The sequence below is a fragment of the Oceanobacillus zhaokaii genome, from assembly GCF_003352005.1.
GTDB lineage: Bacteria > Bacillota > Bacilli > Bacillales > Amphibacillaceae > Oceanobacillus > Oceanobacillus zhaokaii.
In genome coordinates this window covers 1422217-1442905 of sequence record NZ_CP024848.1, presented here as the reverse complement: position 1 = coordinate 1442905, position 20689 = coordinate 1422217, and the positions used below count along the sequence as shown (strand labels likewise).

The 20689-nt window shown below is 35.6% G+C and carries 20 protein-coding genes; 7 read left to right on the top strand and 13 right to left on the bottom strand.

Features of this window, described 5'->3' with window-relative positions; genetic code table 11:
• Positions 1-5: 5 nt before the first annotated feature.
• A complete protein-coding gene (liaF, locus tag CUC15_RS07250) occupies positions 6-764 on the bottom strand; it encodes a cell wall-active antibiotics response protein LiaF (protein WP_242985969.1) in 759 nt (252 codons plus the stop codon).
• 384 nt (positions 765-1148) lie between these two features.
• On the opposite strand from liaF, the gene CUC15_RS07245 reads away from it, so the two are divergent.
• Positions 1149-1583 carry a ferritin-like domain-containing protein gene (locus tag CUC15_RS07245; RefSeq protein ID WP_114916016.1) on the top strand — a complete coding sequence of 145 codons (435 nt, stop codon included), beginning with the start codon at positions 1149-1151 and terminating at the stop codon, positions 1581-1583.
• Between the two features lie 393 nt (positions 1584-1976).
• On the opposite strand, the gene CUC15_RS07240 is transcribed toward CUC15_RS07245, so the two are convergent.
• Together CUC15_RS07240 and CUC15_RS07235 are read right to left on the bottom strand one after the other, a co-directional pair.
• Positions 1977-3191 (bottom strand): ABC transporter permease, encoded by a 1215-nt coding sequence (locus tag CUC15_RS07240; RefSeq protein ID WP_114916015.1) that lies wholly within the window; start codon positions 3189-3191, stop codon positions 1977-1979.
• Positions 3184-3927, bottom strand: coding sequence for an ABC transporter ATP-binding protein (locus CUC15_RS07235; protein ID WP_114916014.1), 744 nt, complete (start codon positions 3925-3927; stop codon positions 3184-3186). Before CUC15_RS07235 ends, CUC15_RS07240 begins: the two co-directional genes overlap by 8 nt.
• Positions 3928-4641: 714 nt before the next feature.
• On the opposite strand from CUC15_RS07235, the gene CUC15_RS07230 reads away from it, so the two are divergent.
• The 3 genes from CUC15_RS07230 (at position 4642) to CUC15_RS07220 (ending at position 6365) form a co-directional block, all read left to right on the top strand.
• Complete coding sequence (locus CUC15_RS07230; protein ID WP_114916013.1) at positions 4642-5073, top strand: HIT family protein; 432 nt, start codon at positions 4642-4644, stop codon at positions 5071-5073.
• A gap of 229 nt (positions 5074-5302) precedes the next feature.
• Positions 5303-5827, top strand: coding sequence for a tryptophan transporter (locus tag CUC15_RS07225; RefSeq protein ID WP_114916012.1), 525 nt, complete (start codon positions 5303-5305; stop codon positions 5825-5827).
• Positions 5828-6005: 178 nt separating this feature from the next.
• Positions 6006-6365 (top strand): YtxH domain-containing protein, encoded by a 360-nt coding sequence (locus CUC15_RS07220; RefSeq protein ID WP_114916011.1) that lies wholly within the window; start codon positions 6006-6008, stop codon positions 6363-6365.
• Between the two features lie 46 nt (positions 6366-6411).
• Here the strand turns inward: CUC15_RS07220 and CUC15_RS07215 are convergent, their stop codons facing one another.
• The 3 genes from CUC15_RS07215 to CUC15_RS07205 form a co-directional block, all read right to left on the bottom strand.
• Positions 6412-7308 carry a glycine betaine ABC transporter substrate-binding protein gene (locus CUC15_RS07215; protein ID WP_114916010.1) on the bottom strand — a complete coding sequence of 299 codons (897 nt, stop codon included), beginning with the start codon at positions 7306-7308 and terminating at the stop codon, positions 6412-6414.
• A 68-nt stretch (positions 7309-7376) separates the two neighbouring features.
• Complete coding sequence (locus CUC15_RS07210; RefSeq protein ID WP_114916009.1) at positions 7377-8231, bottom strand: ABC transporter permease; 855 nt, start codon at positions 8229-8231, stop codon at positions 7377-7379.
• The gene (locus CUC15_RS07205) at positions 8224-9423 is read right to left on the bottom strand and encodes a quaternary amine ABC transporter ATP-binding protein (RefSeq protein ID WP_114916008.1); all 1200 of its coding nucleotides are present in this window, start codon (positions 9421-9423) and stop codon (positions 8224-8226) included. The genes CUC15_RS07210 and CUC15_RS07205 overlap by 8 nt, the downstream gene beginning before the upstream one ends.
• 367 nt (positions 9424-9790) lie before the next feature.
• On the opposite strand from CUC15_RS07205, the gene CUC15_RS07200 reads away from it, so the two are divergent.
• On the top strand, positions 9791-10288 hold the full coding sequence (locus CUC15_RS07200; RefSeq protein WP_114916007.1) for a GbsR/MarR family transcriptional regulator: 498 nt from the start codon (positions 9791-9793) through the stop codon (positions 10286-10288).
• Between the two features lie 4 nt (positions 10289-10292).
• Here CUC15_RS07200 and CUC15_RS07195 read toward each other — a convergent pair whose 3' ends face one another.
• Positions 10293-10649: a DUF1878 family protein gene (locus tag CUC15_RS07195; RefSeq protein ID WP_114916006.1), complete on the bottom strand. Its 357-nt coding sequence runs from the start codon at positions 10647-10649 to the stop codon at positions 10293-10295.
• 306 nt (positions 10650-10955) lie between these two features.
• Between CUC15_RS07195 and CUC15_RS07190 the strand changes: the two genes are divergently transcribed.
• Positions 10956-11498 (top strand): DUF3267 domain-containing protein, encoded by a 543-nt coding sequence (locus CUC15_RS07190; protein WP_114916005.1) that lies wholly within the window; start codon positions 10956-10958, stop codon positions 11496-11498.
• A 202-nt stretch (positions 11499-11700) separates the two neighbouring features.
• Positions 11701-12642 (top strand): peptidylprolyl isomerase, encoded by a 942-nt coding sequence (locus tag CUC15_RS07185; protein WP_114916004.1) that lies wholly within the window; start codon positions 11701-11703, stop codon positions 12640-12642.
• 55 nt (positions 12643-12697) lie between these two features.
• Here CUC15_RS07185 and CUC15_RS07180 read toward each other — a convergent pair whose 3' ends face one another.
• From CUC15_RS07180 to CUC15_RS07155, 6 genes are all read right to left on the bottom strand, one after another.
• Positions 12698-14017 (bottom strand): DUF5068 domain-containing protein, encoded by a 1320-nt coding sequence (locus tag CUC15_RS07180; protein WP_114916003.1) that lies wholly within the window; start codon positions 14015-14017, stop codon positions 12698-12700.
• A gap of 335 nt (positions 14018-14352) precedes the next feature.
• Positions 14353-14550, bottom strand: coding sequence for a sporulation YhaL family protein (locus CUC15_RS07175; RefSeq protein ID WP_114916002.1), 198 nt, complete (start codon positions 14548-14550; stop codon positions 14353-14355).
• A gap of 69 nt (positions 14551-14619) precedes the next feature.
• Positions 14620-15567 (bottom strand): 3'-5' exoribonuclease YhaM, encoded by a 948-nt coding sequence (gene yhaM / locus CUC15_RS07170; RefSeq protein WP_114916001.1) that lies wholly within the window; start codon positions 15565-15567, stop codon positions 14620-14622.
• A gap of 79 nt (positions 15568-15646) precedes the next feature.
• Positions 15647-16195 carry a GbsR/MarR family transcriptional regulator gene (locus CUC15_RS07165; RefSeq protein ID WP_114916000.1) on the bottom strand — a complete coding sequence of 183 codons (549 nt, stop codon included), beginning with the start codon at positions 16193-16195 and terminating at the stop codon, positions 15647-15649.
• A gap of 112 nt (positions 16196-16307) precedes the next feature.
• A complete protein-coding gene (locus CUC15_RS07160; RefSeq protein WP_162800286.1) occupies positions 16308-19262 on the bottom strand; it encodes an ATP-binding protein in 2955 nt (984 codons plus the stop codon).
• A gap of 5 nt (positions 19263-19267) precedes the next feature.
• Positions 19268-20491 (bottom strand): metallophosphoesterase family protein, encoded by a 1224-nt coding sequence (locus CUC15_RS07155; RefSeq protein WP_114915998.1) that lies wholly within the window; start codon positions 20489-20491, stop codon positions 19268-19270.
• Positions 20492-20689: the final 198 nt, after the last annotated feature.

The following is a 20689-nucleotide window of genomic DNA, read 5'->3' as shown; positions in this document are numbered from 1 at the left end:
CCCCCTCACACTTGAGAAATCCGGATTGACCCTGCCTTTAGACGTATTTTGAAATCTAATTTCTGAACAGCATCCTCATAATTTTCAGTCTCATAAGTAAGCGAGCGGTTGATTCCATCAACCGATTGTTTGATTACAACAATTTCACCTGCACTTACAGATGCGTCCACTCGAAACGCTACATTTTCAGGAATAATGATATTTACGTCTCCTGCTAATGAATGAATAGCGAACGGAATTCTTTTTTCTGGAATGAATGCTTTCGAAAAATCAAAGTAAAACTCCCCTGCTAGGTTTTTTAAGTTCATTGGTTCAACTTTCCAATTATGCTCATTAAATTCATGATTCCCGATTGAAAAAGCAGTACCATGATAGGATTTCTTCTTTGTGTGTTTATCAGAGTCATATTCAATTACGATATTAGAACCACGGTCGAACATCATAAAACCAAAATAAACAATTAATAATGGCCATAATTTAAACACATCCCAGAAGCCAAAGGTGATTACTTCAAATCGATCGAGTAATAGCAATGTTCCAAAGATCAATAAGAACGATCCTCCAGACCAGCTGCCGCCTTTTTTCAAGAGGTAGTCACCGAGCAATTTAATCCCTATAACTACAAAGAAGGTCGGATACATATAATGCCAAGCAATTCCTATGTCAAAACTGATCATCCCGATATTTGCTAAAACGAGCATCACACCAAATATAATCAATACTATTGCTGTAAAATAACGAAGCGCATTTTTCAATTCACTCATCCTTTCAAAAGGAAATTTTTAGAAAGCTAAGGTCTAACCAAGACTATAGGGAAAATTCGATTAATAACGCGAAGTCCTGGGAATCCGATTACTCGTCCCATCGAAAACATTTGTCGCAACACAGAACTGACCTAAATCCTGAGGCCCCACCTATGTAGTAAGAAATATTTTATACTTACTTAACTACCAAGAGGTTAGTTATACCTATTCTTAGTGTATCTGTAATTCCAATAATCGAGAACCTTCTCTAGATTGCTTCTTCCTCCGACCTAAGACCGAGCCGCAATCCAGATTATTTCATTTCAGCAAAATGATGGTTTCGAAATCGAGACTGATGGGTATTTAATAAGTATACTGAATAACATTCAAAAGGCGGGATTAATAATGGAAAAAGATTTGGAAAAGTTAATTGAAGGACTGAATGTCGATTTAGCACACGAATATGGTGCAGCAATTCAATATACATATAGCGCATCTGTCGTATCAGGTCTATACCGCTCAGCATTAAAACCATTTTTTGAAGATGAAATTACGGATGAACTCGGACACGCGCTATATTTATCCGAAAAGATTAAATCCCTTGGTGGTGTACCAACTACAGAATCAGCCGAGGTTCCTCAGCCAACCGATGTAAAAGAATTATTAGAAGCGGTCCTTGAGTCTGAAACAAGTACAATTAAACGTTATGAAGAACGAATGCAACAAGCAGAAGACTTAGGTCTTACAGAATTAAAGGTTAAATTAGAAGATTTAATTTCCGATGAAACACATCATAAAGAGGAAGTTGAACGTTTACTAGCTGATCCCAGATTTTCTTAGAACAAAAGCTTAAAGCTAGTTTGAGCTATATACGGACTGCCCCCCCGCAGTTTGGGGTGGTTCGACTTGTCGAACATTCCTTCGTAGGAGATAAAGGAAACATGCCCCTGCACTTTAGGGGTATGCCGACGTTGGCGAAGCCTGCTTTTAGTCGGCCTTCCTTAAAACCATAGTCGATGTTGACTTTCACCACACGGGTATAAGTGCGACTAAGCCTCATGTGTAACCAATCGGCAAGTCTTCTTTATCGTGTCATGAGGTGAGGGAAGTCTCGCTGGGCGCTGGAGCTGGACGTGGCCAATCTTGTCATTAGAATTATCTTTACCTCCCCACTTTTTAAAGGGCAGCCGAATCGGCTGCCCTTTTTGTTTAGCTATTTATATATATCTTGCTTCAAACGAGTTTTGACTTAATGTAGCCATTGATAAATGAAATACTAAACAAGCCACCAGCAACAATAAATACAATAAAACCTAAGTATTCCTGGAGTACAATAAATAGTAGCGCGTAAATGATAACTTGAACAAAACTTAGCTGATGGATGATTTTCAATATTGCAGCCTTTTTTAGTATGTGATCGACCGGGTAGAGGTCCAGCCATATATTCGTTCGGAAATGTTGGTATAATGGCATCATTTGAAAGCTGCTTAAGTAGATAAACAGCAGGCCAAATAGTACCTTCATCCAAATATTCGGTATCAGATAAATGAATAATCCGCCGATAATGATTAACCGAAGATACATGCCTACGTAATCGCCACTGCGAATGAATGTAATTCGATAAAGATAATCATATGTTTGCTTTTTAGCAAATGGAATGCGGCTGGAAATGAGCGAAACAAGCCACTGGCGTCTCTTTGTCCGATTTTTTAAATGTGGAACATCCGCAAACATGTTGGCGAAACGATAAAAGGATTGCATCCGGTTTTGATCTTTTTCTACAAGCAAGTCCCACGCTATACCTGCCTGCTTCTTAGAAACGGAAAAATCATACAGGAATAACAACACGAATAAGATAGTAATAATTCCAGCAAAAAACAAATTACCTTGAATAATGAAATAAAAAATAACAATATTTAAGAAGGTACGTGCTAATAAATCAATCTGTCTTACTCTAGCTTCCCTAACTTTTAACATCCACCAATTGGCAATCAAATTTCCGACTTTAAATAAGAGCACTATCGCAAGTGTCAGTAAGTACCCAGTTCCTGTTCGTTCTGGGAAAGCAGCGAAATATAGCGGGCTGAATGCTGCAACTAACAGTAATATTAAATAAAGCTGAACAACAAAACTATAGATTAATGAATTTCGGAAATAGGCATTCATCTTATCCTCTGCAACGATGATGAATACTAAATCCGGCTCTTGAAGTAGCGTTCTGACAGGGCTATAGCTTACTAATAATCCCAGTGAAACCCCAATTACAAGTGCAGTTGGGAAGTTTTCTGGAAGCTCTGTGAGCCACTGCTGATAATAAAATGCAGTTGCAGAGATTAGAAAGAACATAACGACAACCATATGACCATTTAAGATATAGCGAGTATAGCGTCCCAGTTCTTTCAAATGTGCAGATAATCGTTTTTTATAAAATTCATGTGAATTAAACATGGCTATCTTCCTTTGTTAACTGCACATATAAATCATCCAAAGTTGCATCAGGCAAATTAAAGCTTGTACGCAATTCATCAATTGTTCCCATCGCCCGAACTTCACCATCATGCAGAATAATAAAACGATCACAATAACGTTCTGCAGTTGCTAATATATGAGTCGACATTAATATACCAGAACCTTTTTCTTTCATTTCTTCCATCAGATTCAAGTACGACTGTATTCCCAAAGGATCTAAGCCAACGAATGGTTCATCGACAATGTATAATGGTGGTTCAATTAAAAATGCGCACATAATCATGACCTTCTGACGCATCCCTTTCGAAAAATGCACTGGAAACCAATTTAGTTTTTTCTCCATGCGAAATTCTTTCAAGAGCGGTGGCAATCTTTTTTCAAATAAATCTTCAGAGATTCCATATGCCATTGCAGTTAAGCGCAGATGCTCCCCGAGGGTTAGTTCATCATATAGGATTGGCATTTCTGGTATATATGCCATTTGATTTCGATAAGTAGTTGGATTTTCTTTGAATGTTTTCCCATTTACAGAAACGGATCCTTTTTTTGCTTGCATCAAGCCAATTATATGTTTGATTGTTGTACTCTTACCTGCTCCATTTAAACCGATAAGTCCTACAATTTCTTTTGGATATACATCGAAGGAAATACCGTGTAATACATTCTTATGTGTATATCCGCCGTAAAGATTGTTTATATGTAATAGTGACTCCATCAGGTTACCTCCTTCATTATCGTTTAATTTTACCATTTCCAACGATTGAAAGCCAAAGTATACGCCACTTAAACTTTCGACATCATTTTTTGCGGTGTTTTTACATTCAGGTTCAGCCTTGAGTCAAATAGACCCACTAACTTTTATAAAATATTTTTAAATAAATGTGTATATTACTTTAAATTCTACACATAATATTTTTGAAGACGCAGGGTATCTCACTAAAAAAATTCTGTGTCAAACACAAATGAGGTGTTAGTGATCGAATATCTAATGTAATTTCGTGTAATTTCACACAAAATGAGGTGTTAGACTTCGGTAATCTACTCTGAATTTAGTGGATAAAACACAAAATGAGGTGTTAGTGTTGGCATACTAATGACAATAAAACCCTTTTGCCAGGACCCGTCTCAACAAATGAGACGCTGACAAAAAGGTTTTTGTAAACCAATGCTCGTTGCGATAACGAAATTGTTTACAGTCCCCACATTAGCTTGCAGATACCCTCGTCTTCTTAAAGCAGGCTAGTTCGCAGTATTGCGAACTAGACCTGTTTATTATTTTTAAGCCATTTAAAATATTTTAGCATCAATCCTAAATGCTTTACTTTCACCCACAATTGTCTATACAATTATCTTATTAGATGGCTCTATTGTGATAAGATTTGTTGCATTTATTATTTAACAATGAAAATAATTAGAGGAGTGGTGAGTAATGAGTCATGAGGATTGTGTTTTTTGTAAAATAATTGATGGAGAATTACCATCTGCAAAGGTTTATGAGGATGAAGAAGTACTGGCATTTCTTGATTTAACACAAGTTACAAAAGGACATACGCTTGTTGTTCCGAAAACCCATACAAAGAACATTTACGAAACATCTCCAGAAGTAGCTAGAGAGCTTTTCTCTCGAATTCCGGCAATTGCTAATGCAATTAAGGATACATATAAACCAATTGGAATAAACTTACTCAATAATAATGAGAAAGCTGCTGAGCAATCTGTATTTCATTTACACGTTCATTTAATTCCACGCTATGGAAATGGTGATGGCTACACACCAAATTGGACAACATATACAGATGAATATACACCTGAGGATCTACAGCAAATTGCAAAGGAGATTAATAATAACATCAAACACTAGTCTTCTCTTTATGTTGATTTGCAAGAATTCTAGTTAAAGCTTAATAAAAAGTGTGTCTGGATAAACTCCAGACACACTTTTTATATATTCGGTTTAACCAAATTAAGAAAATTAATACTTTTTATTTCTAATAAAGTTTGTTATAATGATTCTAATATTCCGCAGCTGACAATGAGTGTACAGTTGGGAATTAAAAGCTGAGCGAAGCTTGAGATGAGGAGAGGTAGAAATGAAGATTAAAGTTTTAATTATTTTATCATTATTGGTGGGAATTGGCACCATCTTGCATGCTGCAATCCCAGGATTATCTATTGCCGGAGTAAAACCAGACCTATTACTATCCATGATGTTTATCGGTATTTTCCTATTTCCAAAAGCAAACTATGTTTTACTGTTATCACTAGTATCTGGAATAATTTCAGCACTTACAACGAGTGCACCAGGCGGACAAATTGCCAATATCATCGATAAACCAATTACAGCCTTTATTGTTCTAGCATTATTTTTACTAGTACAGAAAAAAGTAAGTACGACTATTAGTGCTCCTGTATTAACGTTTATCGGCACACTCATTAGTGGTTCCATATTTGCTTTTGTATTATCGTTTATTGCAAGTTTAGGTGAGGGTGGATTTATTGCATTGTTCGTCACTGCTATCCTGCCTGCTGCAGCACTGAACACCGTGATCATGGTTGTGGTTTATCCAATTATCCAAGGGATTATCAAGCGGACCAATTTAGTTACTGTATCTTAACTTTAGAAAGCATTATAACTATTAATCCTCTGGCAACACATTGTCAGAGGATTATTTTATGTCTTCTTTTTCGCCTGTTTTGCATTATTTGTGAAAAATTTTACAAATTGAAAGATGTTTACTCGTAAGCTGAAAAGAGAAAGGGTATAATAAGAGTATAGAAAGGAGCGAATACATTATGTCAAAAGCAAAATCATTCGTGTTAGGTCTTGTAGTTGGAGGAACAGTTAGTGCTGCAGTAACATTATTAAGTACGCCTTCATCTGGAAGAACTGTTCGTGACCAAGTTAAAATTCAAGGATTGGAACTAAAACAATTATTAACTAACTTAAAAGAGAACGGATTGCAACTAAAAATGCAATTTAGAGAAAGCTCAAAAGAAGGCGCCGTACTTGTTAAAGAGCTTACGCAAGATATTAGAAAGTCAGTGGAAGAATGGAAAAACACCGTTGAACCCCATCAGGAAAGTATCCATAAATATTTAGAACAAATTGAAACCAGTATTAAAGATCTTGAAGAGAAGGTAAAGAAACAATAGATTAAAAAGAGCTTTCTCATTTTGAGAAAGCTCTTTTTAACTTTACTTATTTTATACCTTCAGTCCATTCTGCAACACGTTCCGGGTTTTCTTCAATCCAAGTAGCTGCTGCATCTTCAGGACTAGTACCATCTTGAATTGCTGTCATTACTTCTTCCATTTCTGCTAGTTCCCAGTAGAAGTTATCTAACACTTGATATGCTTCAGGCATTTCTTCTTCTAAACCTTCACGAACCATTGTTTTAATTACTTCCGCTTCACCAAAGGTACCATTAGGATCTTCTAAATATTTCAGGTCATATTTTTGGAATTTCCAGTGCGGAGACCATCCAGTTACAATAATTTCTTCTTCATTTTCATATGCCTCACTTAAAGCAGTTGTCATTGCACCACTTGAAGATGTTTGAACTTCCCATCCCTCTAGGTTATCATATTCTTCAACTGCACGTTCTGATGCCGCAACAACACCAGCACCTGGTTCAATCCCAGTAATTGTCATATCTGCTTCATCCGTCAGATCAGCGATTGAATTAACATCCATATATGATGGAACTACTAAACCAATTTTAGCACCTTCTAAATTCTCACCAAGGTCAACTACCCGGTCGCCATACTGCTCAAATTGAGCAGCATGTGTACCTGGCATCCAAGCAGCAACCATTCCGTCTGCTTCACCACTAGCTACAGCTTCCCACATAACAGCATTATCTAAAGGTGTTAATTTAACATCATAACCTAAATCTTCTAGAACTTTACCAACTACATGTGTAGAAGCGACCTCTGTATCCCATTCAACATATGCTAAGTTAATTTCTTGATTTTCTACTGCTGCTTCTTCATTACTTCCTGAGTCTGATTCCTCATTTGATCCACAAGCTGCAATAAATAAAAGCAATAACAGACCTGTTATTAGTGCTACATATTTCCGATTGAACTTAAACATACAATCAATCTCTCCTTCAATAAATTATTAATATTAGAATTTTCTTTTAGAAAAATTACCAATCATTATTATTTCTTCTTATTCATGTTTTGTGTAAAGCGATCAATAATTATCGCTAATATTACAATTCCTATACCAGCAACAAATCCTGGTCCCACTTGTGCACGTTGTAAGGATGATAGAACTTCTTTTCCTAGACCTGGTGCACCGATCATTGACGCAATTACAACCATCGATAACGCAAGCATTACCGTCTGATTTATTCCAGCCATAATTGTTGGTCTCGCCATAGGTAGCTCAACCTTGAATAATTTTTGTGCTCCTGTACTACCAAATGCATCTGCGGCTTCAATCAAATCTTTCGATACTTGACGAATCCCTAAGTTCGTAAATCTTACTGTCGGTGGCGTTGCAAATATCAATGATGCAAATACCCCCGGTACCATACCTATTCCAAAAAACGCAACCGCAGGAATTAAATATACGAATGCAGGCATGGTTTGCATGAAATCTAGGATCGGTGTAATAACCGCATTTGCTATTTTGCTTTTCGACATTAAGATACCGATTGGTACACCAATAATTATTGATAAAAGACTTGCTAGGATTACAAGTGTTACAGTATTCATTAAATCTTCCCAGTGTCCCTGATTATAAATCAGCCAAAGTCCAACAATGGAAAAGGCTGCTAACCCAAATTTCTTTCCCGTTATAAAGAATGCAAGAATGGCAACAATCAAGATAAAAATAACTGGTGGAATATTCATTAATAAATCCTCTGAAACGAATTCCATAAAATCACCAAAGTATTCCTTAATCGGATCAAATAGGAATGCAAAAGTATCAGTTAACCATCTTGTAAATCTCTGTGTTGCTTCACTAATTGGTATTTTTGGTACAAAATCTAATAAGTTATTAAGCATTTTCTAAATTCACCTCGCCATCTCCAGAAAGTGCTGCAATGACAGAGCCACGTACAATAATTCCTAGCAGTTTGCCATTCTCGACAACGGCAACAGGAACCTGCGAGTCATGGATAATTGCAAAAATCTCATGAAGTGCTGTGTCTTTTTCTACCTTTGGAATGTCTGTTTTGATAATCTTTTTCAGATCACTAATTTCGTTTTTAATTGCCCCTGAAGCATCGTCTGCCGTTATATACCCTTGTAATTGACGTTTATTATCAATGACAAAGATGCTTGAAATCCCAGTCTCACGCATTCTTTCCAATGCAACACGTGGTCCGTGCTTTTCAATATAAATTGCTTCTGGACGCTTCATAATGTGTTGAGCTGTTAAAATCTTCGAACGATCAACGTCCTCCACAAATTTTTCTACATAATCATTTGCAGGATTTACAAGAATTTCTTCTGGTGTACCGATTTGAACAATGACACCGTCTTTCATTAGTGCAATGCGATCACCAAGACGCAATGCTTCATCTAAATCATGAGAAATAAATAGAATCGTTTTTTGCATTGATGATTGTAAATCGAGGAGTTCATCTTGCATATCTTTGCGAATAAGTGGATCTAACGCAGAAAATGCTTCATCCATTAATAATATTTTCGGATCATTTGCAAGTGCTCGTGCAAGTCCTACACGTTGTTGCATTCCACCAGATAGTTGACCTGGCTTCTGATTAAGATAACCACCGAGTCCAACTAATTCGAGTGCTTCTTTTGCTTTTTTCTGCCGTTCTTCTTTTGAAACACCCTGTATTTCCAATCCATATTCTGCATTTTCTAGGATAGTTCGTTGGGGGAATAATGCAAACTGCTGAAACACCATGCTCATTTTTTCACGTCGAGCTTTACGGAGAGCTTTTTTATCCATTTTTGATAAATCTTCACCATCAATGAGAATATTTCCCTCAGTTGGTTCAATTAGACGGTTTATCAAGCGAATTAGTGTTGACTTACCACTACCTGACAAGCCCATAATAACAAATATTTCACCTGCTTCAACACTAAATGACGCCCGGTTAACCCCTACACTATTACCTGTTTCTTTTAATATGGCTTCCTTTGTCAAGCCTTTATCAAGGAGCTGCAATGCTTGCTTTGTATTTTTACCAAATACCTTTGTTAGATTTTTTACTTCTATTACTGCCACATTTTTTCACCTCTTTGATTATTATTTTTGAAAACTAAGCTCAGCTAAGCTTTTTAGCGACTGCCTTTGTTTTACTTATGCAGTGAGAAAGTTTTTAAACTTCTTACCAGCCATTTAAGAATAAAATTATAAATGTGAGAATCGATGTAAGCAATCCACTTCATAACTATAAACTTTGTATAATTTTATTTCAAACTTTATATTCGGTCATATTTGTATGTATTTTACGTACAGTTTAAACTGTACGTAAAATACATACTCTATCCTCTTAATACCTTCCAAATACTTCAATATCCAGTATAATCCTCGATTTTTATTAAAACTCATTCTAGTGTACCCTATAGATAGAAAAGATTGGGAGGATATTATGGTTACACCAAATAATACAAAGATTGCTGATAAAATAATAATTGAATTTTCTAAAACTATTGAAATGTTTGGGTTAACAACACTTGAAGCACGTTTATTTATATATCTCTATCTTTCAGAGGAAGCTTTAACATTGGACGAAATGAGTGAAGCATTGGGGAAAAGCAAGACTTCAATGAGTACTAATATAAGAAGTTTACTGGAGTTAAACCTTGTTACACGGGTATGGAAAAAAGGCATAAGGAAAGATCTTTACGAAGCCAATTCACAGCTATTCAAAGCATTTATGAATACCTACCTTAACAGATGGATTGACGCTACCAACCAGCAACTGGATGGACTAGAGGATATTAAACAACTTTCTAAAACAGAAGGAGAAAATAACCCTTCTATAAAAGACCATAAGCAACTAATGAATCGTTTAGATAATATTATTAGCTTTCACTTACAGATAGAGATGCTATTTAATGAGATGAAACAAAATATAAATAGATAATCAATTATCTTCGTTTATATTTGGCTTCATCACGATTAATAATTTCAATAAATGTATTCATTAAAGAAGGAAAATATCCTTCTTTTTTTAATGCATAAATGGTTCGATTCGGCTCTAACTTTTCATTCAGCATCCCTGCGAAATGAATTAGTAATATTGTATAATCCATTAGCCCTTCCTCTTTTTGTTGCTCAAATGTTTCATTTAATTTATGTAGTGAGCCCATCAATTCTTTATACTCTTCAAAAGTGATATTATTTTCAATGATTAACTTAATAAATGGATATTGGTCCATGTCGATAACTTTAGATAGTAAATGAATGTGAAATGAACTTGAATCGTTTATCTTTATTTCTTTCATTCCAATTCCCCCCAAAATCTAAATTAATGTATTGTTTTATACTATCAAGACAATTTTAATTCCCCTACAATTATCCTTAACTTATATTGAAAAAAGTATTGTGGTGAACTTTATCTATTATGTAATAAATTTTACACGTAATTATTAAAAAAGCTATTGATTTTTGTCTGCAAACATACTATTATTCATCAAGTGACATTATTATATTTACAAAACAAAGGTTTTACCTTGCATTTCAGTGAAAGTCTTAGTTGTAGCTATGTAATATTTTCTTAACTATCTAATAAATAATCGTGGAGGCTCATCATGAATTGTTGGAAATCAGTAAGTTCGACGAAAGAATTTGGGCAGAATCGCCTTTTTCTAACATCATCCTTAGTAGCGATATTAACCTTTATCCTACTCTATGTTCCCTTTTCCATTATTCATGAGGTAAATTATGTGGATGAAGCTGGGACTATACCATTTATTATCGTATTGTGCATATTACCATTCCTGCATACATCTATGCATATTCTACCATTAATCATGATGAAGAAACGAGTAAAAATAATTTTCAATCAAACGAAATCAACTGGACTTCCTATTAATTATTACGTAAAAACACATTTAACAAAGAAAGCAGCAATTATAGTGGCAATAGCACCAACTCTACTATTAACATTACCTGGCCTTATAACAAGTTATTACTTTAGAGAATACTTTGTATATATTTTACTTCTTACCTGTATCCATATCGGTATTTCATTTATCGATTTTTGGTATATTAAGCAAATAATCCATGCTCCCAAAACCGCCTACATCGAAAAAGGACAGGATGGAGTAGATATATTATTGAAAGCAAACTAAGGATCCGAATCATATCAGGTCCTTTTTATTTTGATTATTTCCCAATTAAACAGCTTCTTGCCATCAAAATTTTGAAAGATAATGTGGCAGAATAAAGGTATTTTCATGGTAAATCGGTGTCTGACTATTTATTTTATATTAAAGTATGGTATATTAATCAGTGTGAAAATAGAAGTACGAAACAGATTAGGAGTGTTAATGGATGAAGAAACTAATAATCGCTACAGCGTTATCAGCAAGTGTATTAACCTTAGGAGCTTGTAGTTCGAATGACGAGGTTGTCGTCGAAACAAGTGCTGGGAATATAACGCAAGATGAGTTTTACAATGAATTAAAATCAAGATACGGTGAAGGCATTCTTCAAGAAATGGTAACCGTAAAAGTATTAGAAGATAATTATGAAGTAAAAAAAGAAGATATTGATAGTGAAATTCAATCGATGAAAGATATGTACGGTGAACAGTATGATATGTTAATCACACAGCAATTTGGTGATGAAGATACATTGCGTAATATTATCAAGATTTCACTTCTGCAAGAACAAGCAGCTGCTGAAGAAGTAGAAGTAACAGATGAAGAGCTACAAGAACTATATGATAAGAAAAATAAAGAAGTAGATGCATCCCATATACTCGTTGCAGATGAAAAAACTGCAAATGAAGTAAAGAAAAAGCTTGATGAAGGCGGAGATTTCGCTGAACTTGCTGCTGAATATTCTACAGATGGCACAGCTGAAGATGGCGGTAACTTAGGATATTTCTCTACTGGACAAATGGTTCCTGAATTCGAAGATGCAGCATTCAGTATGAAGCCTGGTGACATCAGTGATCCTGTTCAAACACAACACGGTTTCCATATTATTAAAGTGAATGATGTTCGTGAAAAAGAAGAAAGCATTGGCAAATTTGAAGATGTTAAAGAAGAGTTACGTCGTGAGCTAGTTGCACAGAAAGTAGATCAAACACAGTTGCAAGAAAAAGTTAATGGCTTAATTGAAGATGCAAATGTTGATGTTAAAATCGATGAATATAAAGATTTATTCAAACCTGCTGAAAAAGCAGATACAGAAGAAGGCAGTGCGACAGAAGAAGATGCTGACACTAAAAAGGATACAGAAACTGAAGCAGATACAAAGAAAGAATAATAATATAATAAATAAGAGGTCGTCCATTGGGCGACCTCTTATTTATTATAAATGCTTATAGTTCAAAATTAGCTGTCTTTCCTTTTGAGATGTCTTCCGCATCTTGATTTTTAAATGGCCCAATTTCTATTTCAAATGCTTTATCTTTCCAGATCTTATCATACTGTTCCTTATCCATAGCATATATTTGTAACAACTCTCCGGATTCTCCCGCATTAATCAGATCATCATAGCTATAATTAAGAAGCATTCCTTCCTGGAGCATGTACTGTGCACCATCATTCACCGTTAACTTCGAAGGCGTAAGAGTTAAACCAATTGCTTCCGATCCTTTATTATCTAGATTAAATTTCACCGTTAAAAGTACAATTCCATTCGTAAAATTCTCAAACCGTGGTGCTTCTACTTCATTAGGAGTAAACTCTGTGAATTGATAGCCATCAAGCGTAACAGTAACATCACCTATAGCTTCGCTTTTATTGATCCCTTCAGCTTCTTCCAGCATCGTTTTTTCACCCATATCTTCTGCTGTAACTCTGTCTTGATAAAATGCAGCATTAGCAGCAACCTTTTCAGCACCAGCTTCATTTAGACTCAGTGTAAATGTCCCTTTCTTACCTATTGATGAACCAAAATCTCCTTTTTCAAGAATTGGTTCAGGAACTTCTACTGTTACAGTAGATGCATCTAAAGCTGATTCTAAATGTTCCTTGCCAAATGGATAAGTGTAAAAGCCTGTTGCTGATTCGCCAGCTTTCAATAAATAATCATTATCAGGCGCTAATTTAGAAGGCAGTTGACCTTCAAGCGGCAATAAATCCCTGTAATTATTGTAATCCTTAGGTGCACCAGTAAAGGACGCATAAAATGCAGGCATGTAATACACATCCTCAGCACGATTATTTGTTACCGTATACTGGGCTATGATTACTCCACCATCTATTTCGTCATCGAATGGAATACTGTAATCCGTATGGAAATCAGTTAGTTCAACTAATGAGTACGAATCAAGTGAAACTGATACATCTTCCATTGTATGTACTTGAGGTTCCGCATTTTCATATATTACGTTTGCTGTTCCTTCCGTCTCCTCTTCCATATATGTTATTAGTTCCGAGAAATCACTCGTTGCCCCTTCCGTACTGCTAACCTCATCAGTCTGCTCTTCCGAACCCTCTTCGACTTCCGCTACATGAGCATCTTCCGTCTCTGCAGCCGGTTCTTCTGCTGGTTCTTCCTCTTCTTGCGTAACAGCTTCTTCACTTTCCGCTTCCGAAGCATTTGCTGGTTCTTCATCCTTTTCACTTCCACAGGCACTTAAAATCAGTGTGGTTACTATCATGGCAGTAAGTAACATGAATAACTTTCTCAAAATTTATCCCTCCATTTTTCAAAACTGTTACTATTCTAACATATTACTCGGGGTGCTAATATCAGTAGAAAGTATGATAACATTTGGAATATATTACCTTTATAGGTATTAATAATCACGCTATAGTAATAAAGGAGTAACTATAAGAAGCAAGCATGGATTTCTAATTTGTAAGGTGAATATCCTTTTAATCCGCAAAAATTTGCATCAGGTCGCTATCTAATTCAATTGTGCAATCAAAAATAACAAAACTGCCAGACCAAATTTTCATTCGGTCCAGCAGTCCAGCTCATTTTCTATTAAATAATAATCTAACATGCATTTTCCAAAGCGCAATGCTAATTCGATAATTCTCTTTTTCTATTTTCCCTTGCTTCCCTCTCGCTCTCAATTCGTTCAATGTAGATTCTTCCCTCACGTTCAATGAATTGTTGTTCCAATCTACTTTCAGCGAGTCTTGCCTTAAATGCCATATATGCACTAACAAAAATTAACGCAATAACAACGATAACCCACCAAGGTATTCCAGCAATCATTCTTTAGCCCCCTTGTCCAACTATCTATACTAATCTATATGAACAAAGGAATTAAATTATCACTGTTGCTTAGTTTTCTTCAAAGGTCGGTTTATAGAACGCTCGATTATCCATTGCAAATAATCTCTCCGTAAACTCTCCTGGTTTAACTTTATTTAATGCTGAATTCAGCATATTCATTTTCGCATCGATTAAATCAATAAAATGTAAAAGTTCTGCTTCCCTGACAAGTGGTGGAGTTGGACTGCCCCATTCTGCTTTACCATGGTGACTTAGCACTAAATGCTGGAGAATCAATACTTCTTCCCCTTCTATTTTTAAGTCCCGTGCCATGAGTCCGATTTCCTCAACCATAATTGGAATATGGCCAAGTAATTTTCCTTCAAGTGTATAGCTAGTAGAAATGATTCCTGACAGTTCTTTAATCTTTCCAATGTCATGTAAAATAATTCCTGCATACAATAGGTCCTTATTAATTTGCGGGTATAGCTTATGTAACTCCCTAGCGATTTGCAGCATGCTTACGATATGATGTGCAAGCCCTGATGCGTATGCATGATGATTTCTTGATGCAGCAGGATATACGAGCAGTTTTTCTTGGTACTTTTTAATAAATGCTCGAACAATCCGTTGTATCGTTGGATTTTCCATTTCAAATATTGCTTCTGTCAGCTTCTCCGTCAAAATCTCCTTTTCAACTGGTGCTTTCTCAATGAAATCCGAGATCTGCACACCATCGGTTACTTGAACAGGACGAATTGAAACAATTTTAAGCTGTGCCCTTCCACGAAATTGGTTTACATCACCAGTCACTTTAATGATTTGTTCAGGTACGAATAATTCTTCATCTTCTTTCGAAACGTCCCAGAGCTTCGCTTCAATTTCCCCTGTAGCATCTCGTAAAATCAATGTTAGAAATGCTTTTCCATTACTGGCAGTTCCCTTTGTAGCATCTTTGATTAAAATAAAATCATCAAACGTTTCGCCAATCGATGTATAACCTATTCCTTTCTTCATCTTTCATTCCCCTCCCCAAGGTGAAAAAAATTAGCATCAATCGAGATCAATTATGTGCCAATCCCAATTCCTCGTCTTATTATTTATTTTTAGGTATATAGTTAAATATCTCTCCCGAGGCCATGACAGTGATAAATTTCATTAACCAATCATAGTAATTTTTAGCGTAATATAGTTTCATTAAGTCTTGCTTAATTCTGTCCTTTAATTGTTCATCTTCTGTTTCATGAAGTAATTGTTCAAGCTTCTCAATCGATTCCTGTGCTTCTTCAATATTCGTTTCTGTTTGTTTTCGCCAACGATTGCCGAATAGAGAAGTAAACGATTTATACCAATCCTCTTCCGCTTGATAAAGATCTTTGCGAATACCTTTTTTAAAAGTGGATTCTACCATTTTCATATCGGATAACGTGCGTACACCTGTAGACATACTTGTTTTACTCATTGATAATGCCTCGCGCATATCATCTAGTGTCATTGGCTCTTCTGAAAAATATAAGACGCCATATAATCGTCCAATGGAAGGTGTAATTCCATATAAGTTCATGTTTTTAGCAATCACCTGAATGAATTTGTCAATAGTTACTTCATATAAATCCCAATTTGCATTTTCTTTGTTGTCTGGCAATTTGGTGTCCCTCCACCTAATATAATTTGCAAATAGTTTATCACTATTTGTTAGGAAATGCGAACATGATCATTTTATGGAACCACATACGATAATCATTTGCGCATTTTCATCATATATTGGATAAAGGAATCATTGTGCTTGCTTTAGAGGATTCAACAACTTCTGTCTTGCACGTAAAAACAATTACTTGCTGTTCCGTTGCAATAGATTCCAAGATTCTCATCATGCGCTTCGTACGCACCGAATCAAAATGGACAAATGCATCATCAATAATGAATGGCAGACGATGATCTTCACTTAAAATCAAACTTGTTGCAAGTCTCAGAGCAACATATAATTGATCGATTGTCCCTTGTGATAACTCATCAATAGAAAAACGAATTCCACTTTCAAGTTCTACTTGAAACGGTTTATCTTCATTAGGTGCATACACACGACAATATGTGTTCCCCGTTAATTCTTGGAAGAAAATTGATGTCTTCTCGATTACTTTCGGCAAATATTTATCACGGTAATCCCGTTTCGTATCAACAAGCAGTTCTTTGGCAATTTTTAATATCGACCATTCTTTTGCCAGCTTATTTAACAGTTCTTTTTCCATCTCAAAATGGTATAAACTATCAGAATAGGATTGTGAAGATTCCATTAAGGCAATTGATGCCTGAATTGCTGCAAGCTCTTCACGACTAACATCAATTTCATGCTCAATATGCTTGATTTTTTTCTTTGTCTCATTGTATTCAACCTCCAATTTAGGGGCATCTACATTACTTTCCACATATTGTTTCCATTCTTGCTTGGTAAATATCATCTGAAGCTGGTTAATCGTTCTTTTAATCAAGTATTCTATCTCAGCCTTTTCATTACATTGTTTGGCCTTTTTGTAATAAGCATCTTCCGTCTCTACATCAGCTATTTGAAATAATATGCCAATCTCCTTTTCATAGGTTTTGGCCTTTTGCTTGGTTTCTTGCTGCTTCTTATAATTATCGTTTAATAAACCAAGATATTGGTTTATTTGTCCTGCAATTTCTAACTCATTTCCTACAAAAGACTCCAGGATTTCCAACTTATTCTTAAAAGAATAATTAGCATTCATTTCCCAGTTGTTTTTTGTAAAAAAAGAATCAACAACAGATTCAAATTCTGTCAAATTGCTGCTTAACTGTGAACGTTTCTCTTCTTCCTGCTGATAGTCCTTTAACAAATTCAAAAGATGCTTTAAGCTATGATAGAGATCAGGCCAATATGTAATCTCAACTTGTTTAAGAAATGGATAAATCTCATATTCATTTGCAATAAGGCTGTGTATTCTTGATTTTTTATCCTCAAGTGATTGCTTGGCATCTGCCAATTTCAAGCGATTGATTTCATTATCCTTCATCTTTCCTTCAATCGTCTCAATTTCCCTTAGATTATTATAATGAGCTGCTAATTGATGCTCTGCATCGGCTTTCTCTCGCTCTGATTGATGGCCTCCTGCTTTTGAATATTCTGCTCCGACCATCATCCGCTCCATTTCTTTCATTGTATACTTTCTGAAACCCCATTGCAGGCTACCAAATAAAAGAAAAGCAACCATTATATACATGAATAATACACGATCTGTGAATACCGCTGTCATCATTGCTAGAAAAGCGAGCCCAACACAGATTACAAGCAAGTTATTCATACTCTTCGTTTTCTTCTTCTTTGTTCGTTGCCATTCTTGCTGTTTCCTATTTGCATCGGAATGTAGCCTTTGTAAGAGGTCATTTTCTTTAAAATCATTAATTGTTCGATTATACTCTTGCAACTGCTCTTCAGATAATCGTTCCTCTTCAAGCGTCTGAAGTTGATTTAATAAATAGTTTCGCTCCTGTTTCAACTGCTTTTCTTCTAATTCCAGCTGCTGTTTTTCTGCATTTATCTGGTTTGCATTATTTTTAAGTTCGAGCCATTTTTTCTCCACATGAAATGGGAAAGTTATATACTCTAACTCCTTTCGACTCATCCCAAGGTTCAGACGATTTATTTCTGCTTCTAATTGTGCTTCAATTTTATTCATAGCAGCTTCCGAGTTATTTAATGCTTTATAAGAATCAAGCCCAGATTCCTTTTCTTTTAATATCTCCTCTGCTTCTTTACATGCGTCTTCTGATCTCTCTTGTTTTAAGTACTGTAGTTTTAGCTTGTACTGACTTTCAGAATCCTGCAGAACAGATAATTGGCTTTGCAATGGAAGTAATCCTTCTTTTAGCTTTTCTAAGCGTTCAATACCCTCTTCCGGGAAGACTAGCTCGACAGGATAAGACGCTAATGAAGAAGTGTATTGGTGATACTCGTTCAGGATTGGCAGTGCCTGTTGCTGCTTTTCGATTCTATTTTGGATTGCTTTCTCTTCTTGCAGTGAAAACTGCAGCTGATCTACCTGTTCAATTAACCGATTGATTGCTATTTTCTTATCACGATAAGTATCCTCATTTTCCTGAAAGCTTCGCAATGAGTCCAAACGATTATCCAATGCTTCCATTTGTTTGTTTATCGGTGGATTCTTACCAGTTGGTCTAAATAATTCTAACATTCTACTATCTAATTTCTTCTCAAGTTTATGAATCGTATTCGATCCTGTCAAACCAATACTAAGGAGTATATCGCTCAAGTCTTCTTGCTTCATCTCTTTAATTAAACCTAAATCAATTGCTGAAAATGAGAAAATGGACTGATAGGTTTGTAGTGTCATTCCACTTAATCTTTCTTGCAGCCAAGTTTGATCATGTTCTTCTCCGTCCTCGGTATAACAGATGGCTGCCCCGTTACTGACTGCATCTTGCCGTTCAATTGTATACCTGCCGATTTCAGCATCATAAACCGTTAATCTGCCACCCATCTTTCCACTTTGCTTTGGTTGATAGTAAGCACGCTGCTTTGGGGGTAATCCAAAAAACATGAATAAAATAAATCGCTGAATTGTTGACTTCCCTGATTCATTCTCACCATAAATAATCGCTAATTCGTCAGTGAAATCGATTGAATAGTCGACCCATTTTCCGAATCCATAAATAGTAGCATTGATAAATTTCAATCGACTCACCCCTTCAAAAGCTCATTCACTAATAATTGTTTTGCTTGTGTTCTTAAAAAATTTTCCTCTTCGGATGATAGATGGTCTAAATACTTTCTAGCTTGCTTATGGCGGTAGAGCTCACTTAGAAACGGATATCCTCTCACTTCATCTGCATGCCGAATAAGTTCTCCAATGAAATGCTCCCCTTCCTTTTCATCAAGGGAACCAGAGGAGGAGATCATAACTGTAAAATTAAAAATATAAAACCAATTACGTTGATTTATTGATGTTTCATTGATCAGTTCGATTACTTCTTCTAGCAGATTTTCACTTTCCCATTGCATTAAATTGGCATCATTACTAGCTAATGTTAAATTAATGAGTTGTGGTGTTGTTATTGCTAGTTGATTTATTTCTTCCTGTATTACCGCTTCTATATGATCCACTGCCTTGCAGCCAGTTACATCAATCGTTAGGCTAGTAAATTGAATTGCTTGAAGAGGAATAAAGTTCATTTCTGTTTTGGACTCTGTTAATACAATATGGTAACAGCCTTTTTCACCGGTTTCCTTACGATTTCTCCCTTGAATATTCCCTGGATAGACAATGCATGGAGTTTCTTTCAAAATTTCTCTCTTATGGATATGACCGAGGGCCCAATAATCAAATTCTTCTTCTTGTAAATCGCTTATCTGAAATGGTGCATACACATCATGTTCCGTATTACTTTGAATACTCCCATGTAACATCGCAATGTGAAAAGGAATATGATCCTGACTAATTTTATATTCTGTTGCCTTCGGGTCTAAAACAGCACGATGTATGTAGCTAAATCCATAAATATTGGCGATTGGCTTACCTTCCCTTTCATAGGTGAAGGATGATACCTCTTCATCTTGAAAAATATAGACATTTTCAGGGTATTCAATTGGATAGCGATTTCCACTGATGAAATCATGATTTCCATAGGATAGATAAACGTTAATATTATGAAGCTTTAATTGTTCAAATGCTCTCCGTAACCGAACCTGTGCCTTCAAGCTTTGTTTTTCGTTATCAAATAAATCACCGACGATGAGAACAAAGTCCACTTGCTTATCAATTGCGTTTGCAACCAGGCGGTCCAATGCATTAAATGTACTTTCCCTTATTTCTTTAAAGATTTTTTCTGGTGTACTTGTTAATCCCTTAAATGGACTATCCAAATGTAAATCCGCCGCATGTATAAATGATATTTTTTTCCCCATGATTACACCCTCTGTTCTATAAAACTATTATCTCTAGTTTATCAAACTCAATGATAGAATGCACGTTCTATTGAAAGTGAAAATAATAGCTGACTTAACCGAACAATACAAAACAGCTACAATGAAAAATCTCATTGTAGCTGTATTTCTTGATAATTGTTTCAAAGCTTAGATAGATGCAAAGCCGCCATCGATCAC

Excerpts from the sequence above, each read along its gene's own strand:
- liaF (WP_242985969.1), bottom strand. The coding sequence starts at position 764 with ATGAGTGAATTGAAAAATGCGCTTCGTTATTTTACAGCAATAGTATTG.
- CUC15_RS07245 (WP_114916016.1), top strand. The coding sequence starts at position 1,149 with ATGGAAAAAGATTTGGAAAAGTTAATTGAAGGACTGAATGTCGATTTA.
- CUC15_RS07240 (WP_114916015.1), bottom strand. The coding sequence starts at position 3,191 with ATGTTTAATTCACATGAATTTTATAAAAAACGATTATCTGCACATTTG.
- CUC15_RS07235 (WP_114916014.1), bottom strand. The coding sequence starts at position 3,927 with ATGGAGTCACTATTACATATAAACAATCTTTACGGCGGATATACACAT.
- CUC15_RS07230 (WP_114916013.1), top strand. The coding sequence starts at position 4,642 with ATGAGTCATGAGGATTGTGTTTTTTGTAAAATAATTGATGGAGAATTA.
- CUC15_RS07225 (WP_114916012.1), top strand. The coding sequence starts at position 5,303 with ATGAAGATTAAAGTTTTAATTATTTTATCATTATTGGTGGGAATTGGC.
- CUC15_RS07220 (WP_114916011.1), top strand. The coding sequence starts at position 6,006 with ATGTCAAAAGCAAAATCATTCGTGTTAGGTCTTGTAGTTGGAGGAACA.
- CUC15_RS07215 (WP_114916010.1), bottom strand. The coding sequence starts at position 7,308 with ATGTTTAAGTTCAATCGGAAATATGTAGCACTAATAACAGGTCTGTTA.
- CUC15_RS07210 (WP_114916009.1), bottom strand. The coding sequence starts at position 8,231 with ATGCTTAATAACTTATTAGATTTTGTACCAAAAATACCAATTAGTGAA.
- CUC15_RS07200 (WP_114916007.1), top strand. The coding sequence starts at position 9,791 with ATGGTTACACCAAATAATACAAAGATTGCTGATAAAATAATAATTGAA.
- CUC15_RS07195 (WP_114916006.1), bottom strand. The coding sequence starts at position 10,649 with ATGAAAGAAATAAAGATAAACGATTCAAGTTCATTTCACATTCATTTA.
- CUC15_RS07190 (WP_114916005.1), top strand. The coding sequence starts at position 10,956 with ATGAATTGTTGGAAATCAGTAAGTTCGACGAAAGAATTTGGGCAGAAT.
- CUC15_RS07185 (WP_114916004.1), top strand. The coding sequence starts at position 11,701 with ATGAAGAAACTAATAATCGCTACAGCGTTATCAGCAAGTGTATTAACC.
- CUC15_RS07175 (WP_114916002.1), bottom strand. The coding sequence starts at position 14,550 with ATGATTGCTGGAATACCTTGGTGGGTTATCGTTGTTATTGCGTTAATT.
- yhaM (WP_114916001.1), bottom strand. The coding sequence starts at position 15,567 with ATGAAGAAAGGAATAGGTTATACATCGATTGGCGAAACGTTTGATGAT.
- CUC15_RS07155 (WP_114915998.1), bottom strand. The coding sequence starts at position 20,491 with ATGGGGAAAAAAATATCATTTATACATGCGGCGGATTTACATTTGGAT.